Origin of the sequence: Streptomyces sp. NPDC051315, from assembly GCF_044455165.1 — a bacterium.
In the GTDB taxonomy this organism is placed as follows: Bacteria; Actinomycetota; Actinomycetes; order Streptomycetales; family Streptomycetaceae; genus Streptomyces.
In genome coordinates, this window is sequence record NZ_JBITEN010000001.1 from 664,061 (window position 1) to 681,756 (window position 17,696).

The 17,696-nt window shown below is 71.8% G+C and carries 11 protein-coding genes; 4 read left to right on the forward strand and 7 right to left on the reverse strand.

Features of this window, described 5'->3' with window-relative positions; translation table 11 throughout:
• Window positions 1-127 precede the first annotated feature (127 nt).
• The 5 genes from ACIBBD_RS03075 to ACIBBD_RS03095 form a co-directional block, all read right to left on the reverse strand.
• Window positions 128-2,431, reverse strand: coding sequence for an FtsX-like permease family protein (locus tag ACIBBD_RS03075; RefSeq protein ID WP_399417510.1), 2,304 nt, complete (start codon window positions 2,429-2,431; stop codon window positions 128-130).
• Window positions 2,428-3,114 (reverse strand): ABC transporter ATP-binding protein, encoded by a 687-nt coding sequence (locus ACIBBD_RS03080; protein ID WP_399417578.1) that lies wholly within the window; start codon window positions 3,112-3,114, stop codon window positions 2,428-2,430. Before ACIBBD_RS03080 ends, ACIBBD_RS03075 begins: the two co-directional genes overlap by 4 nt.
• 63 nt (window positions 3,115-3,177) lie before the next feature.
• The gene (locus ACIBBD_RS03085; protein WP_399417511.1) at window positions 3,178-3,600 is read right to left on the reverse strand and encodes a hypothetical protein; all 423 of its coding nucleotides are present in this window, start codon (window positions 3,598-3,600) and stop codon (window positions 3,178-3,180) included.
• A gap of 306 nt (window positions 3,601-3,906) precedes the next feature.
• On the reverse strand, window positions 3,907-6,654 hold the full coding sequence (gene ppdK, locus ACIBBD_RS03090; protein ID WP_399417512.1) for a pyruvate, phosphate dikinase: 2,748 nt from the start codon (window positions 6,652-6,654) through the stop codon (window positions 3,907-3,909).
• A gap of 418 nt (window positions 6,655-7,072) precedes the next feature.
• Complete coding sequence (locus ACIBBD_RS03095; RefSeq protein WP_399417513.1) at window positions 7,073-8,293, reverse strand: ROK family protein; 1,221 nt, start codon at window positions 8,291-8,293, stop codon at window positions 7,073-7,075.
• Between the two features lie 131 nt (window positions 8,294-8,424).
• On the opposite strand from ACIBBD_RS03095, the gene ACIBBD_RS03100 reads away from it, so the two are divergent.
• From ACIBBD_RS03100 to ACIBBD_RS03110, 3 genes are all read left to right on the forward strand, one after another.
• Complete coding sequence (locus ACIBBD_RS03100; RefSeq protein ID WP_399417514.1) at window positions 8,425-10,017, forward strand: MGH1-like glycoside hydrolase domain-containing protein; 1,593 nt, start codon at window positions 8,425-8,427, stop codon at window positions 10,015-10,017.
• The gene (locus ACIBBD_RS03105; protein ID WP_399417515.1) at window positions 10,014-11,951 is read left to right on the forward strand and encodes a glycogen debranching N-terminal domain-containing protein; all 1,938 of its coding nucleotides are present in this window, start codon (window positions 10,014-10,016) and stop codon (window positions 11,949-11,951) included. Before ACIBBD_RS03100 ends, ACIBBD_RS03105 begins: the two co-directional genes overlap by 4 nt.
• Window positions 11,952-12,101: 150 nt before the next feature.
• Complete coding sequence (locus ACIBBD_RS03110; protein ID WP_399417516.1) at window positions 12,102-13,895, forward strand: CDP-alcohol phosphatidyltransferase; 1,794 nt, start codon at window positions 12,102-12,104, stop codon at window positions 13,893-13,895.
• A gap of 11 nt (window positions 13,896-13,906) precedes the next feature.
• On the opposite strand, the gene dusB is transcribed toward ACIBBD_RS03110, so the two are convergent.
• The gene (dusB, locus tag ACIBBD_RS03115) at window positions 13,907-15,052 is read right to left on the reverse strand and encodes a tRNA dihydrouridine synthase DusB (protein WP_399417517.1); all 1,146 of its coding nucleotides are present in this window, start codon (window positions 15,050-15,052) and stop codon (window positions 13,907-13,909) included.
• A 99-nt stretch (window positions 15,053-15,151) separates the two neighbouring features.
• Here dusB and ACIBBD_RS03120 point away from each other — a divergent pair, with 99 nt between their 5' ends.
• Window positions 15,152-16,597: an MFS transporter gene (locus ACIBBD_RS03120; protein WP_399417519.1), complete on the forward strand. Its 1,446-nt coding sequence runs from the start codon at window positions 15,152-15,154 to the stop codon at window positions 16,595-16,597.
• 183 nt (window positions 16,598-16,780) lie between these two features.
• On the opposite strand, the gene ACIBBD_RS03125 is transcribed toward ACIBBD_RS03120, so the two are convergent.
• Window positions 16,781-17,668: a helix-turn-helix transcriptional regulator gene (locus ACIBBD_RS03125; protein WP_399417520.1), complete on the reverse strand. Its 888-nt coding sequence runs from the start codon at window positions 17,666-17,668 to the stop codon at window positions 16,781-16,783.
• Between the last annotated feature and the right edge of the window lie 28 nt (window positions 17,669-17,696).

Here is a 17,696-nt window from a genome sequence, read left to right on the forward strand (position 1 = left end):
CCCCGGGGGACCCCGGGCACCGCCCCCCCACCCCCCGGGGGCGGGCGCGGCCGGGGGGGGGGGGGGGGGCCCCCCGGGGGGGGGCCCCCCCGGCCCCCCCCGCCCCCCCGCCCCCATCCCTCCACGGTCAGTCCCGCCGGATGAGCTCCGGGTCGATGCGGCGGCCTACGAGCGGGAGAGATCCCACTGCGGCCAGACCCACGACGCCCACGGCACAGGCGAGCAGCAGCGGAACTCCGTCCCCGTCCCAGAAGATGGCGCCGCCGCCGGTGACCAGATAGCTCGACTCGGCCGCCTTCCCGAAGACCACAGCCAACAAGAGCCCCGCAGCCAACGGCACGACCACCTGCGCCACCTGCACGGCCCGAAGCGTTCGGGGACGCGCACCGATCAACGCGAGCGCGGTGACCTGGGGACGGCGCTCGACGGCACGGTCGGTAGCGGCGACGAGGTAGGCGGCTACGCCGATGACGAGGCCGAGGACCATGCCCGCGCCTAGGAGCGTTTTGACGATCGTGACTTGTTTCAGGGCGTCGACATTGATGCCGGGGGTCCAGACCTTCACGGTCGGGTCGACACCTCCGATGCCGTCCATGACAGTCCGAAACGCCTCGGGGGCGGAGTTGCTCACCAGGGTGAGATTGGCATCCTCAGGCCGGAAGCCGGCAGGCACCAGGTCCGGAGGCAGGAGCACATCGCCACTTTGAACGCGAGACAAGCCGGTGTCGTCCCGAAAGGTCACGGTCTCGCGTGGCACCTTCACGGTCATCATGCGGCGTTGTCCCTCCTCATTCCTCAAGCGGAAGGGGAAGCCCGCACCCGGTTTGACTTCCTCATCCATGGCGGCATTAGCCGAATTCACCAGGAGGCTGGGTCGCCCGTCCAAGCAACGGCCGAGGTCGGGCACCAAGGCCCGAAGTTGGCCACAGGTAGCAACCACTGCGTCGATGGAAGGCGTCCACAAATCGGCATCTGTGAGATCCGTCCATGAGGTCGCCACAACTGCGTGTCCACTGACTTCCGGCACCTTTTCGAAAGCCCTCTGCTGCTCGTACGTGACGGTGCCCAGCCCGATGCGGTACGCCTGGGTGGGTCCAGTGTTCCTGGTCACTTGATCGAGTTCGATGAGCACGCCCTGCACAAGGGAGGCTCCGAAGATCAGGAGGACCAAGCCGGTTGCCACACGGAACGCACCGCCGGGCTCGACCTCGTTGCGCCGCATGGCGAGGCCGAGGGAGAGTGAACGGGTCGACTGAGCCACACGTCGCGCGAGCACCCCGGACAACAGCGGCAGCGCCATGACGAGACCGACGCCGACCAGTACGACGGCGATCGGCATGAGGACCGACGAGAGGCTCGTATCGCGCGGGGCATGGCCCGTCGCACCAGCCACACAGTATCCGGCCACGATGCCCAGGCCGGGCACCAGCGGAAGCAGCCCCCACTTGGCCGGGGCCTTGGGCACGGCCCCACGCCGGACGGCCAGCGGGTTGTCAGCCGCCCGTCGGCCACCGAAGCGTCCCACGAACCAGGCCAGCGCAGGGCATCCGACCAGACAGACGGCAACGGTGGACGCGGACAGTGAACCGTCGGACGGGTACCAGGTGAAGCCCGGCAGCCCCACTCGTGCGACGACCTGGTTGACGAGCCAGTACCCGCCGAGACCCAGGACCGCGCCGAGAAACGCGGCAGCCACGGTCTCCGCGGCGTTGACCCGCTGGACGCCCTTCCTGCTCAGTCCCAGGAGCCGCAGTGCGGCCAGCCGTCGGTCCCGTGCGGCGGCGGATAGCCGGGCGCACACGGCCAGGAAGACCGCGAGAGGGAGCAGGACCACGCCGGCGAGGGTGAAACGCACGATGTCGAGGGCGGAGTCCTCCACCGTGGGCGTGCGCACGTACTTCCCGCCAAAGCCCGTCATACGCTCGCCCTGAGCGAGGTCCTTCCGGTCGACGCCGATGTAGGCGTAGAGCTCGTCGGGGCGGGCCAGCCCTGGGGCGGCGATCCGTCCGGCCTCCTTGCCCGGGAGGAGCTGCGAGACCCCCGGCTCGTCCCGGAGGATGTCGTGGAGTCGAGGCGACACGAACACCTGACCGGCCGCGGGGAACACGTCCAGACCCGGCGGGGGTTCGACCGGAGTGCTTCCCTTCGCGAGAAAGACACGGGTCAAGGGGCGTGAGCCGTACGGATCCGTGTGGATGAGCTGGAGGGGCGCTCGGTCACCGGAATCGCAGAGTTTCCGGCCGTCTCCCACACAGATCGGCTCGCGCGCCATTTGCCGTGCGTCCTGTGTCGCGAGGATGCCAGGGATGGCCAGCACCAAGGCGAGGCAGCACACGCCGACGGCGGCGCCGAGAGTCATGAGCAGGAACCGCGCACGACTGCCCCGGCCGCTGCCCAGCAACAGGCGCAGGCCCAGTAGCAGTTCCCTCACGACGCCTCCCTGGCCCGACAGGCCAGCACACCGTCACGCATGGTGTAGTGCGTGTCCGCACGTGCGGCCACGTCGGCGTCGTGGGTGACGAGGACGACGGCGGTCCCCCGGGAGCGGGCCAGCGACAGGAACTCGTCCAGTACGGCGGCGGCGTTGGCGCTGTCCAGCGATCCCGTCGGCTCGTCGGCGAACACCACGGCCGGCCGGTGGACCAGCGCACGGGCCACGGCCACGCGTTGGCTCTGCCCACCCGAGACCTGCGAGGGCCTCCGTGTGCGCAGGTCAGCCAGACCGAGCCTGCCCAGCACCTCACCCGCGGCGGCCAGCGCCTCTGCTTTGCGCCGGCCGGCCAGACGCAGAGGCAGGGCCGTGTTCTCCTCGATCGTCAGCTCAGGCAGCAGTTCCCCGTACTGGAAGACGAACCCGAACCGTTCCCTGCGTAGCGCACTGAGTTCTTCGTCGTCCAGCTCCGAGAGAGAGCGCCCCTCGAAACGCACCTCACCTCGGGCCACGGGCAACACCCCGGCGAGGCAGTACAGCAACGAGGATTTACCCGAGCCACTCTGTCCGGTGATGGCCGCGACCTCGCCGCGACGTACCGTCAATTGCGCTCCCCTGACGGCTGGGGTCTCGCCGTAACAGAGCTCGACGCCCTCGGCCGACAGGACTTCTGACGTATTGATCTTGTTCCCCTATGGCGAGCGCAGGCCCGGGCACCCGCCCGGGCCTGAGGTTTCGAACCGGTGTCAGTTCCACTTGGGGCCGTGATAGGCCAGCGTCGGGGAACAGTTGTCGGGCCGCAGGCTGCCACGGTCACGGCACGCCCTGATCTCCGCGTCGTTGGTGTAGCGCTGCGCGCCGTCCCAGTTGGACTGGTGCATGTAGACCGTGCGCCGCTGCTTGCCGTTGTAGCGCGACCAGCCGTGCCCTTCAGCGCGCGCCAGCATGTACACGTTGTGACCGTCGTTCGGCAGGGCGTCGGTGAGCTGCCCCTTCCACTCGAAGGCGCCATGATTACGCTCCGGCGGATTGAACTGGTACTTCCCATCAGAGAAGTACACGCCTTGTGGGGCCATAGCCGGCAGATGATGCCACGCATCAGCGGCAGCAGTCCCCACCCCGGCGAAGAACAACACCGCCGCGCCCGCACCGACCAAAACCTTCTTCATCCCGCACCTCTCGGTCACCCGGAGGCTCCGTCACCCCCGGCGTGACAGAAGGTAACGGATCGACCGCAAGGAGAAACCTTAAGTCGCTGACCAGCCATCACATCAGGGGACTCGACTTCCAGCCACCCCGCCACCCCGCCACTCAGCCGCAACACAAGAGGGCGGCACCCCCGCACAGGGTGTCGCCCTCTCCTTGCGTGCCGGAGCCGCCGCGATCGGTACTGAGGGTCGGGGACCGCAGCGGCTCCGGGGTCACAGGGGGACCGGCGCCCCGGCGCCGATCACCGGAGGATCACGCGCTCACGCTCAGCGGTGATCGCTCCCCTCGGACTGCGTGGCAGCCCGCCCCGCCTCCAGTCGCGCCACCGGGATCCGGAACGGCGAGCAGGAGACGTAGTCGAGACCGACCTCGTGGAAGAAGTGCACGGACTCGGGATCGCCGCCGTGCTCGCCGCACACGCCGAGCTTCAGGTCGGGGCGGGTCCGGCGGCCGGCCTCGGCCGCGGACTTCACCAGCGAGCCGACGCCGTCCTTGTCGATCGTCTCGAAGGGGGAGACGCCGAAGATGCCCTTCTCCAGGTACGCGGTGAAGAAGGAGGCCTCCACGTCGTCCCGGCTGAAGCCCCACACCGTCTGCGTCAGGTCGTTCGTGCCGAAGGAGAAGAACTCCGCCGCCTCGGCGATCTGACCGGCGGTCAGCGCGGCCCGCGGGAGCTCGATCATCGTGCCGATCGACAGCTTCAGGGAGACGCCCGTCGCCGCCTCGACCTCCGCGACGACCTGGTCGGCCTCCTCGCGGACGATCTCCAGTTCCTGGACCGTGCCGACGAGCGGGATCATGATCTCGGGGCGCGGGTCGCCCTTGGCGTTCCTGCGCTCGGCCGCCGCCTCGGCGATGGCGCGGACCTGCATCGTGAACAGACCGGGGATCACCAGACCGAGGCGTACGCCCCGCAGACCCAGCATGGGGTTCTGCTCGTGCAGGCGGTGCACCGCCTGCAGCAGCCGCAGCTCGTTCTCGTGCGGCTCCTGCCGGGACTCCGCCAGGGCGACGCGGACGGAGAGTTCCGTGATGTCGGGGAGGAACTCGTGCAGCGGCGGGTCGAGGAGCCGGATCGTCACCGGGAGGCCGTCCATCGCCTCGAACAGCTCGACGAAGTCCTGCTTCTGGAGGGGGAGCAGTTCCTTCAGGGACTCCTCGCGCTCGGTCTCCGTGTCCGCGAGGATCAGTCGCTCGACCAGTTCCCGGCGGTCGCCGAGGAACATGTGCTCGGTGCGGCACAGGCCGATGCCCTGGGCGCCGAAGCGGCGGGCGCGCAGCGCGTCCTCGGCGTTGTCCGCGTTGGCCCGCACCCGCAGCCGGCGCTTGCGGTCCGCGAAGGCCATGATGCGGTGGACGGCCTCGACGAGCTCGTCGGCGTCGTCGGCGCCCGCGTGCATCCGGCCCTCGAAGTACTCCACCACCGGGGAGGGGACCACCGGGACCTCGCCCAGGTAGACCTTGCCGGTGGAGCCGTCGATGGAGATGAGGTCGCCCTCCTCCACCACATGGCCGCCGGGGACCGTCATCCGGCGGCGCTTGGTGTCGACCTCGAGCTCCTCCGCGCCGCAGACACAGGTCTTGCCCATGCCGCGGGCCACGACGGCGGCGTGCGAGGTCTTGCCGCCCCGGCTGGTCAGGATGCCCTCGGCCGCGATCATGCCGTCGAGGTCGTCGGGGTTGGTCTCGCGGCGGACCAGGATGACCTTCTCGCCCGAGCGCGACCACTTCACGGCCGTGTAGGAGTCGAAGACCGCCTTGCCGACGGCCGCGCCCGGCGAGGCCGCGATGCCCCGGCCGATCTGCTGGGTCTTCGCGTGCTCGTCGAAGCGGGGGAACATCAGCTGGGCGAGCTGGGCGCCGGTGACACGCTGGAGGGCCTCGGTCTCGTCGATCAGACCCTGGTCGACGAGCTGCGTGGCGATGCGGAAGGCGGCACCGGCCGTCCGCTTGCCGACGCGCGTCTGGAGCATCCACAGCTGACCGCGCTCGATCGTGAACTCGATGTCGCAGAGGTCCTTGTAGTGGTTCTCCAGCGTCTCCATGATCTGCATCAGCTGGTCGTACGACTTCTTGTCGATCTGCTCCAGCTCGGCGAGCGGGACGGTGTTGCGGATGCCCGCCACGACGTCCTCGCCCTGGGCGTTCTGGAGGTAGTCGCCGTAGACGCCCTGGTGGCCGGAGGCGGGGTCGCGCGTGAAGGCGACGCCGGTGCCCGAGTCGGGGCCGAGGTTGCCGAAGACCATCGAGCAGACGTTCACCGCCGTGCCGAGGTCGTGCGGGATGCGCTCCTGGCGGCGGTACAGCTTGGCGCGGTCGCCGTTCCAGGAGTCGAAGACGGCCTTGATCGCGAGGTCCATCTGCTCGCGCGGGTCCTGCGGGAAGTCCCGGCCGGCCTCGGTCTTGACGATCTTCTTGAACTTGGTGACCAGCTTCTTGAGGTCCGCGGCCTCCAGCTCGGTGTCGACCGTGACCTTCTTGGCGGCCTTGGCCGCCTCGAGGGCCTCCTCGAAGAGGTCGCCGTCGACGCCGAGGACCGTCTTGCCGAACATCTGGATCAGCCGGCGGTAGGAGTCCCAGGCGAAGCGGTCGTCGCCGGCCTGCTGGGCCAGGCCCTGGACCGACTTGTCGGACAGGCCGATGTTCAGGACGGTGTCCATCATGCCGGGCATCGAGAACTTGGCGCCGGAGCGGACCGAGACGAGCAGGGGGTTGTCGGCCTGGCCGAGCTTCTTGCCCATCTTCTCTTCGAGGGCGACGAGGTGCGCACTCACCTCGTCACGCAGTGCCGCCGGCTCCTCGCCGCTGTCGAGGTAGACCTTGCAGGCCTCGGTGGTGATGGTGAAGCCGGGAGGGACCGGAAGGCCGAGGTTGGTCATCTCGGCGAGGTTCGCGCCCTTGCCGCCGAGGAGGTCCTTGAGGTCCTTGTTGCCCTCGGTGAAGTCGTAAACGAACTTCACACCCTCAACGCTCGCTGTCGGCTCAGCTACGTGGGGATCTTTGTTTTCCGACACGGGTCTCGACTCCTCGAGGACGCGGTGGCTGCCCTGACGGCGAGGAACATACCCAGATCGAAGGCGTCTGGGTACGTCCACTTGTGCGTCATGCGCCTGTAACCAGTCGTCCGCCACGGGATCGAAAGTCAAGGCTTGGCAAGCGCCGAGCAGCTGATGTTTTCATTTCTTGAACACAAGGTCCCACACAAGCGTTCTTTTCCGCTCAGATGAGCGACTGTCAGCCCGTCTGATTTCGGTCGATGAACGATCAAGGGGTGGCACTGAGTGCCACCCCTTGAGGAAGTGCAGTCGCTCGCAATCCGCTCATCTGAGCGCTACCCCTATCAAGGGTGGCGAGAATCACGCTTCCACGAACGAGCCGATTTCACCATTCGGACGCGGCTCCGGGACGGGACCGAAGACGGAAACACCCTCGTCACACGCCGAGTGCCCGCAACCGCTCCTCCACCCGCTCCGGCGCGTACAGGTGCTCCACGACCAGCGCTCCGGCGCCCACCAGACCCGCCCGCTCCCCGAGCCGCGAGGTGACCACCTCGAGGCGGGCGGTCGAGCGCGGCAGCGCCCGCTGGTAGAGCAGTTCGCGCACGCCGGTGAGGAAGGAGGTGCCGGCCAGGTCCCCGGCGATCATCAGCACCCCGGGGTTGAGCAGCGTCACGACCGTCGCCAGCACGTCGCCCACCTGGCGTCCGGCCTCCCGGGCCAGCGCGGCCGCCCCCGGGTGCCCGGCGGCGAGCAGGTCGCGCACGTCCGAGCCCGACGCCGCCGGCACCCCCGTCCCGGCCAGCTTGCGGGCCACGGCGCCACCGCTCGCGACCGCCGCGAGACAGCCCTGCGACCCGCACCGGCACAGCGCCTCCGCGCCCACCCGGATGTGCCCGATGTCGCCGGCTCCGCCGTCGACGCCCCGGTAGATCGCGCCGTCGACCACGACGCCCGCGCCGATCCCGGTCGACACCTTCACCAGCACGAACGCCGAGCAGTCCGGGTGGGCGGTGCGCTGTTCGCCGTACGCCATGAGGTTGGCGTCGTTGTCGACGAGGACCGGGACGGGCGGCGCGCCGGTGTGTTCCGTGAACGCCCTGGCGAGGCGGCCGCGTATGTCGTAGCCGTCCCAGCCGGGCATCATCGGCGGCTGGACGACCCGGCCGGTCTCGCTGTCGACCGGGCCGGGGACGGCCAGGCCGATGCCGCAGGCCTCGTCCGCGGTGTGGCCGGCCTTCTCCAGCAGCTCGGCGAACCAGCGCCCCAGCTCGCCGAGGACGGCGTCCGGGCCGTCCTCGACGACCAGCGTGCCCGAGTGTTCGGCGAGGAGCTCACCGGTCAGGGAGAGCACGGCGGCGCGCGCGTGCCGGGTGTCGAGGTCGGCGGCGAGGACGACCGCGTGCGCGTCGTCGAACTCCAGTGTGATCGAGGGGCGTCCGCCCAGCGGGGAGTCGACCGGCCCGCCGGCGCCCTCGCGCAGCCAGCCCGCGCGGAACAGACGGTCCAGACGCTGGCCGACGGTGGCCCGGGAGAGGCCGGTGGCCTGCTGGAGGGCACCGCGTGTCGTCGCCCGCCCCGTGCGTACCAGTGCGAGCAGATCCCCGGCGCCGGCCTGACCGCCGCTCCTGCCGGTCCGCCCCGGCCTTCCGGTCATGCGCACCCCCTTGTGTTTCCCAACCCTGCATTACATATTGGGTTTTGCGTGTTAAATAGACGTAACCCTACGGTAGCCACTGCCGAACCGGGTCGACTGTGCCGTCGTCGTCGCTCTTCGGGGAGCCCCGCGTGGATCGCACCGCCCAGCTCATCGCCCGTCCCACGGAGTGCACCGCCGTATACGATCCCGCCACACCGGCGGGGTCGCTGCACCTCAGGGCGGTGCAGGTGCTCGAGGGCAACTGGACGGGGACGTCGACGGTGCCCTCGCGCGGGCTGTACCCCCACCAGTGGTCCTGGGACTCGGCCTTCGTCGCGATCGGGCTGCGGCACGTCTCGCCGCGCCGGGCGCAGACGGAGCTGGAGACCCTGCTGGAGGCGCAGTGGGGCGACGGGCGGATCCCGCACATCGTCTTCAACCCCTCCGTGCCGCTCGACGCGTACTTCCCGAGCCCCGACTTCTGGCGCTCCTCGACCGCGGGGCGCGCTGCGGGCGCCCCGCGCACCGTACAGACCTCCGGCATCGTGCAGCCACCGGTGCACGCGCTGGCGGCCTGGCTGGTGCACCGCGCCGACCCGGGGCTGTCCCGGGCGCGCGGCTTCCTCGCCCGGGTGTACCCCCGGCTGGCCGCCTGGCACCGCTATCTGCTGCACCGGCGGGACCTGGGCGCAGGCGGGCTGGTGTCCGTCGTCCACCCGTGGGAGCAGGGCATGGACAACGCGCCCTCCTGGGACGCCCCGCTCGCCCGGATCACCCCCGCCCCGGCCCGCTCCTTCCGCCGCGCCGACCTCGACCACGGGGCCGCCGAGGACCGGCCGACGGACCTGGACTACGGGCGGTACGTGCGGCTGGCGTCGGACTACCGGGACGGCGGGTACGCCGACGGCGCAGGTGACTTCGCCGTCGAGGACCCCGCCTTCAACGCCCTGCTCATCGCCTCCGAGCACGCGCTGGCGCGCATCGCGCAGGAGCTGGGCGCCACGGGCACCGCCCGGCACGCGCGCGCGCAGCGGCTGACGGCGGCGCTCGTCGACCGGCTGTGGGACCCGGCGGAGGGCCTGTTCCTCTGCCGGGACGTGCGCGGCGCGGGTCCGATCCCGGAGCGCGGGGTCTCCGGCCTGGTCCCGCTGCTGCTGCCCGGCCTGCCGCCCGAGGTCGCCGCCGCCCTCGTACGGACCCTGTGCGGCCCGCACTTCGGGCTGGGCACCACCACCCGTCTCGTCCCCAGCTACGACCTGCTCGGCGAGGCCTTCGACCCGCACCGCTACTGGCGCGGCCCGGCCTGGTTCAACACGAGCTGGCTGCTGGAGCGGGGGCTGCGGGCGCACGGCGAGCGGGCGCGGGCGGACGCGCTGCGCCAGGCCGTGCTGGAGGTCGCGGACACGTCGGGGTTCGCCGAGTACGTCGATCCGTACACCGGCGAGGCCTGCGGGGCGACCGGCTTCAGCTGGACCGCCGCGCTCACGCTCGACCTGCTGCACGACCCGCACGGCCCGCGCCACCCGGAGGACCCGCGCCACCGGGACGACCCGCGCCACCCGGAGGACCCGCGCCACCGGGACGACCCGCGCCCCGCGCACGTCCCGCACGACACGGACGACCCGCACGACCCGCACCACCGGGACGACCGGCACCACCCGAACGACCGGCACCCGGCGCACGACCTGCACGGCCTGCACGACTCGGACGACACCGCACTCAAGGGAGGGGACCGGGGATGACGGACCGGCATCATCTGCTCGTGTACGGCGGGACGTTCGCCGCCGTCGGTGACCGCGGGGACATCAGCGGCGTACGCGGCGCCGGCTCGCCCGACGGCCTGTTCGTCCGGGACGCGCGGCACCTCAGCCGCTGGCAGCTCACCGTCGACGGGGCCGTGCCCGAGGTGCTCGCGCCGGTCGCGGACGGGGACACCGCCCGCTGTGTGCTCGTCCCCCGCGGCGGCCGCACCGAGCCCCCGTCGTGCACGCTCTTCCGGGAACAGGCTGTCGGGGACGGCTCGTTCGTGGAGCTGCTGCGGGTCGTCAGCAACCGCCCGGAGCCGCTCACGGTCCGTCTCGCGCTCACCGTGGACGCCGACTTCACCGACCAGTTCGAACTCCGCTCCGACCACCGCACCTACGCCAAGACCGGCGCCGTACGCCGCCGCCAGGTCCTCGACCACGGGGTGGAGTTCACCTACCGGCGCGGCGAGTGGCGGTCCGTCACGACGGTGAGCGCCGACCCCGCACCGGACGGCGTCGAGGAGACCGGCACCGGCGCGCGCCGCCTGGTGTGGACGGTGGAGCTCGCCCCGCACGGCTCCGCCGAGCTGACGCTGCGGGTGATGGCCCGCCCGCACGGTGAGAAGCGGGCCCTGCGGGTGCCCAGCTCCCCGGCCGCACTGACCGGGAGCCTCCTCGTGCAGGAGGGCGAGTTCGTGGAGGGCGTGGCCTTCCCGACCGGCTGGCCCGAACTGGCCGCCGCCTGCGCGCGCGGCCTCGCGGACCTGGCCGCGCTCCAGGTCCCGGCGACCGGCCCGGACGGCGAGGAACTGCGCGTCCCGGCGGCCGGCGCCCCCTGGTTCCTGACCCTGCTGGGCCGCGACGCCCTGCTCACCTCCCTCTTCGCCCTCCCCTACCGCCCCCGTCTGGCCGCCGCCACGCTGCCGGCGCTGGCCGCGACCCAGGCCACGGAGACCGGCCCGGAGTCGGTCGCCCAGCCCGGCAAGATCGTCCACGAGGTGCGGCACGGCGAACTCGCCCACTTCCGCCAGGTCCCGTTCGGCCGCTACTACGGCTCGGTCGACGCCACCCCGCTCTTCCTCGTCCTCCTCGGCGCGTACGTCGAGCAGACCGGTGACACGGCGCTCGCCCGCCGGCTGGAGTCCCACGCCCGCGCGGCCGTCGGCTGGATGCTCGACCACGGCGGGCTCACCTCCCGCGGCTACCTGGTCTACCGGGCCGACCAGGGCGGCCTCGCCAACCAGAACTGGAAGGACTCCCCCGGCGCCATCTGCTCGGCCGACGGCACCCGCGCGAGCGGCCCGGTGATGGCGGCGGGGGCCCAGGGCTACGCGTACGACGCGCTGCGCCGCACGGCGTGGGTGGCGCGCTCGGTGTGGGCGGACGAGACCTACGCGGCCCTGCTGGAGCAGGCAGCCGCCGATCTGCGCGACCGCTTCCAGCGGGACTTCTGGATGCCGGAGCACTCCTTTCCCGCCCTCGCCCTGGACGGTCACGGCCACCGGGTCGACGCGCTGGCCTCCGACGCCGGCCACCTGCTCTGGTCGGGGCTGCTGGACAAGGAGTACGGGGAGGTGGTCGGCCGGCGGCTGCTCGAGCCGGACTTCTTCTCGGGCTGGGGGGTCCGCACGCTGGCGTCCGGGCAGCCGGCGTACCACCCGCTCTCCTACCACCGCGGCTCGGTCTGGCCGCACGACAACGCGCTGATCACGCTCGGCCTGGCCCGCTACGGCCTGCACGACGAGGCCCGTACGGTCGCCCACGGTCTGGTCGACGCGGCCACCGCGACCGGCCACCGGCTGCCCGAGGTCCTCGCCGGGTACGGCCGCGACACGCACGCCGAGCCGGTGCCGTACCCTCACGCGTGCGTACGCGAATCCCGCTCGGCGGCGGCCCCGTTGGCGCTGCTCACGGCGGTGGGCGGCGCGTAGCGGGCCGGCCGGGCGTTCGCCCGGTGTGTGCCGACCGACGGCCGGGCGGGGTGAACACCGGGCGGGAGCAAGCCGTACGACATGGCGGTGGATCCGGCGCGCCCCGTCGGATCCGCCGATCCGCCCGGCTTCGTACGGAAGGACCCTCGGGTGCCCGTCTTCACTCGCTCGCGTCAGCTGCCCGGCCCGCCGGACCTGAAGGAACCCGAGGACGCCGTGGACGCCGTGGGGGAGGCCGCGCAGCCCGGGGCCGGCGCGCGCTCCCTGCGGGAGCGGGTCGCGCACTGGCGTGCCTGGCGCACCCGTCGCCCCCGGGCCGCGCGGGTGCTGTGGTGGACGGCGACCGTGCTGTCGGTGGTGCTGGTGCTCGGGGCCATGCTGATGCCGAACCGGCTCTTCGCGCTGCAGCCCGACCGGTTCCTGCGGCTGCCCGGGGAGGCGATCATCGGGGCCGCCGTGCTGCTGGCGCTGCCCCGCCGGCCGCGGGTGGTCGTGGCGGCGCTGACCGGGGTGCTCCTCGGGGCGCTGACCGTGCTGAACCTGCTCGACATGGGGTTCGTGGAGTACCTGGGCCGGGACTTCAACCTCGTCCTGGACTGGGGCCTGCTCGACGACGCCCAGTCGTACGTCGCCGACTCGATGGGCCGGACGACGGCACTCGCCGCCACGGTCGGCGTCCTGCTGCTCGTCGCCCTGCTGTGCACGGTGATGGCCCTGGCGACGGTCCGGCTGGCCGGCCTGCTGGTGCGCGACACCCGGCTGGCGACCCGGGCCACGCTGGTCTCCGGCACGGCCTGGATCACCTGCTCCGTCCTCGGCCTGGAGTACGCCGGGCTGCCGGTCGCCTCCGACCGGGTCGCCGGCACCCTCACCTCCGAGGCCCGCCGGGTGCGCGACACCCTCCGGGACGAGGCCGCGTTCGCCGAGGAGGCCCGCACCGACACCTTCGGCGCCACCCCGCCCGCGCAGCTCGTGCCCGACCTGCGCGGCAAGGACGTGGTCTTCGCCTTCATCGAGAGCTACGGCCGCAGCGCCATCGAGGACCCGGGGATCGCGCCGGGCGTGAACAGGACCCTCGACACGAGCACGCGGGCCCTGGCGGAGGCCGGTTTCCACGCCCGGAGCGGCTGGCTGACCTCGGCGACCTTCGGCGGCAGCAGCTGGCTCGGCCACTCCACCGCCCTGTCCGGGCTGTGGGTCGACACCCAGCAGCGCTACCGCACCGTCATGGCCAGCGACCACCTCAGCCTGACCAAGGCCTTCCGCAAGACCGGCGCCTGGGACACCGTCGGCGTGATGCCGGGCGTGCAGAAGGGCTGGCCGGAGCAGGAGTTCTACGGACTCGACAAGGTCTACAACGCCTTCGAGATGGGCTACCGGGGGCCGAAGTTCAGCTGGTCGACCATGCCCGACCAGTACGCCCTGGAGGCGTTCCAGCGGCTGGAGCACGGCAAGCAGCGCGACAAGCCGCTGATGTCGGAGATCATCCTGACCTCGAGTCACCAGCCCTGGGCGCCCGTGCCGACGATGGTCGGCTGGGACGAGCTGGGCGACGGATCGGTCTTCCGGGGCATCCAGAAGGCCGGGAAGGACGCGTCCGACGTCATCAACGACTCGGCCGCCTCCCGCCGGGAGTACGGCCGGTCGATCCAGTACTCGGTGACCGCCCTCACCCAGTGGCTCGAGCGTTACGGCACCGACGACACGGTCCTGGTCTTCCTCGGCGACCACCAGCCCATCGCCCGCGTCAGCGGCGACAACGCCGGCCGGGACGTGCCGGTCTCCGTCGTCGCCAAGGACCCGAAGGTCCTCGACAAGATCGCTGGCTGGAAGTGGACGGAGGGACTGAAGCCCGCGAAGGACGCCCCGGTGTGGAAGATGAGCTCCTTCCGCGACCGCTTCCTGCTGGCGTACGGCTCGACCCCGCACCCCAGCGGGGGCTGAGCCGGCCGGGGTCAGCCCCCGGAGGTGTCCAGCTCGGCGTCCTCGCCCACGCCCGCGCAGTCGTACGGGTCCTTCAGCCAGCCGTCCGGCAGCACCACCCGGTTGTTGCCGGACGTACGGCCGCGGGGCCCGTCGGCGCCGGCGGGCCAGGGCTGGTCGAGGTCCAGTTCGTCGAGTCCGGCGCGCAGTTGCGCCAGGGACGAGGTGATCGCGAGCCGCTTGCGCATCTCGGAGCCGACCGCGAAACCCTTGAGGTACCAGGCGACGTGCTTGCGGAAGTCGACGACGCCCTTCGACTCGTCGCCGATCCACTCGCCGAGCAGGGTGGCGTGCCGGACCATGACGTCGGCGACCTCGCGGAGCGTGGGCCGCCGGAAGTCGGTGCGTCCCTCGAAGGCGGCGACCAGGTCCGCGAAGAGCCAGGGCCGGCCCAGGCAGCCGCGGCCGACCACGACCCCGTCGCAGCCGGTCTCCCGGACCATCCGCAGGGCGTCCTCGGCGGACCAGATGTCGCCGTTGCCGAGCACCGGGATCTCCGGGACGTGTTCCTTCAGGCGGGCGATCGCGTCCCAGTCGGCGGTGCCGCCGTAGTGCTGGGCGGCGGTGCGGCCGTGCAGGGCGATGGCGGTGACGCCCTCCTCGACGGCGATGCGGCCGGCGTCGAGGTAGGTGATGTGGTCGTCGTCGATGCCCTTGCGCATCTTCATGGTGACGGGGAGGTCCCCGGCGCCGCCGACGGCCTCGCGCAGGATCGCCCGCAGCAGGTTGCGCTTGTACGGGAGGGCGGAGCCGCCGCCCTTCCTGGTGACCTTCGGGACCGGGCAGCCGAAGTTCAGGTCGATGTGGTCGGCGAGGCCCTCCTCCACGATCATGCGGACGGCCTTGCCGACGGTCGCCGGGTCGACGCCGTACAGCTGGATCGAGCGGGGCTTCTCGGTCGCGTCGAAGTGGATGAGCTGCATGGTCTTCTCGTTGCGTTCGACCAGCGCCCGGGTGGTGATCATCTCGCTCACGAAGAGGCCCTTGCCGTCGCTGAACTCCCTGCACAGGGTACGGAAGGGCGCGTTGGTGATCCCCGCCATGGGGGCCAGGACGACCGGCGGGGTGACGGTGTGCGGGCCGATCTGCAGGGTCGTCGTCTTCGTGGGCGCGGTCATGGGCATTCCCCCATTGTCCCGCACGCGCAGGGGTGACCTGGCAAAGACCTCGCCAAGTCGTTAGTTAGACGCACTATCAATGTGGGTACGATGGGACCCATGCCCGAGCTCAGCCATCGCCGACGCATGCTCGTGCTCGCGATCTGCTGTATCAGTCTGCTGATCGTGAGCCTCGACACCACCGCTCTCAACGTCGCCCTGCCCGCGATGCAGCGCGACCTGCGCGCCACCACCGCCGGACTGCAGTGGACGATCGACGCCTACACGGTGGTACTGGCCGGGCTGCTGATGCTCGCGGGCTCCACGGCCGACCGGATCGGCCGCAAGAAGGTCTTCATGACCGGCCTGGTGCTGTTCTCGCTCGGCTCCCTGCTGTGCTCCCTCGCGCCGGACCTGGAACTGCTCGTCGTCTTCCGGATGGTCCAGGCGGTCGGCGGCTCCATGCTCAACCCGGTCGCCATGTCGATCATCACCAACACCTTCACCGACCCGCGTGAGCGGGCCCGCGCCATCGGCGTGTGGGGCGCGGTCGTGGGCATCTCGATGGCCGCGGGTCCGCTGGTGGGCGGCCTGCTGGTGGAGGCGGTGGACTGGCGCGCGATCTTCTGGGTCAACCTCCCGGTCGGCCTCGTGGCCCTCCTGCTGACCCTGCGCTGCGTCCCCGAGTCCCGGGCCCCGAAGGCCCGCCGCCCCGACCCCGTCGGCCAGGTGCTGGTCATCGTGCTCTTCGGCTCCCTGACGTACGCGATCATCGAGGCGCCGACGGCCGGGTTCGCCACCAGCGGGCCCTTCGCGGCGGTGGCGCTGGCCGCGCTGCTCGGACTGCTGTGGTACGAGCCCCGGCGCGACGAGCCCCTCATCGACCTGCGGTTCTTCCGGTCGGTGCCGTTCAGCGGGGCCACCGTGGTCGCGATCAGCGCCTTCGCCGCGCTCGGCGGATTCCTCTTCCTGTCCACGCTGTACCTGCAGAACGTGCGCGGTCTGGACGCCCTGCACGCCGGTCTGTGGATGCTGCCGATGGCCGTACCGACCTTCCTGTGCGCCCCCCTGTCCGGGCGGCTCGTCGGCAGCCGGGGCCCACGGCTGCCGCTGCTGATCGCCGGGGTGGCGATGACCGCGAGCGGCGTCCTCTTCGCCGTCTTCGAGGCCGAGACCTCCGACCTCACCCTCCTCATCGGCTACGTCCTCTTCGGCATCGGCTTCGGCTTCGTGAACGCCCCGATCACCAACACGGCGGTCTCGGGCATGCCCCGCGCCCAGGCCGGTGTCGCCGCCGCCGTCGCCTCCACGAGCCGCCAGCTGGGGCAGACACTCGGCGTCGCCGTGGTGGGCGCGGTCCTGGCGTCGGGCATCGGCTCCTCGCCGTACCGCGACGCCTTCGTCGCCGCCGCCGTACCGGGCTGGTGGATCCTCGCCGCCTGCGGCTTCGCGGTGCTGGTGCTGGGCGCGGTCAGCAGCGGCCGGTGGGCCCGGCGCACGGCCGAGCGGACGGCGGAGCGCCTGGAGGCGAAGGACGTACGGGAGGCGGCGGGCGTCAGCGCCTGAGCGGCCCGCCCGGTGCCGCGGCGGGGCCCGGCGCGTGCGGACACGCACGCCGCAGGACGGGCCGGCGCGAGGGGACCCCTTCCGTACGAGCGCATCCGTGAGCGGCGGGCCCGGCAGCCGGCGACAACGCCGCGTCCGGGCCCGGCGAGCCCCGCGTCCGCGGCGTGATCCGCCGCGGAGGACCTACGCGACGGCCGGTCGCGCGGCCAGTGCGTGGAGCTTCCTCAGGCGTTCCCGGGTCTCCTCGTCCACCGGGGTGTACGTCACCATGCGCGCCCCGTGTTGCGGGCCGAGCCACAGGTCCGTGTGGTGGAGGTTGAGCAGGCCCACGTGGGCGTTGCGGATCTGCTTGGTCTTGCTGCGGTGGGCGACGATCTCGTAACGCTCCCAGTTCTCGCGGAACTCCGGGGACTCCGTCTGGAGGCGCCTGACCAGCATCTTCCACGCCGGTTCGGAGAGGTGACCGGCCATGGAGGCGCGCAGCTTCGCCGCCATCAGGCGCATGGTCTCCTCCAGGTGGACGATCGCCTCCCGCCAGTCGGGGTGGGTGTGGACCAGGAGCATGCAGTTGCGGTCCTCGGGCGGGATGGCGTCGAGGTCGCACAGGAGACGGGCGTAGGTGCGGTTGTAGGCCAGGATGTCGTAGCGGCTGTTCTGGACGCAGGCGGGCAGCGGGTCGAGCTGGTCCAGCGTCTCGCGCAGGGCGTCGGTGATGCCGGTGCAGGACGCGGCCGGGGTCGGGTCGACGGCGCCGGCCAGCTGGAAGAGGTGGGCGCGTTCGCTCCCGTCGAGCATCAGCGTGCGGGCCAGGGCGTCGAGGACCTGGACGGAGACGTGGATGTCCCGGGCCTGTTCCAGCCAGGTGTACCAGGTGACGCCGACCGCGGAGAGATGGGCGACCTCCTCCCGGCGCAGGCCGGGCGTCCGGCGGCGCGTGCCGCGCGGGAGGCCCACCTGCTCGGGAGTGATCCGCTCGCGGCGGCTGCGCAGGAAGGCGGCCAGTTCGTGCCGCCTGCTGGCCGCGCCGCTGCCGGTCGTGGGGGCCGCCGTCTCCTGGACCATGGTCGTCATACCTCCAGCGTGCCCGTGCCCGGACCCT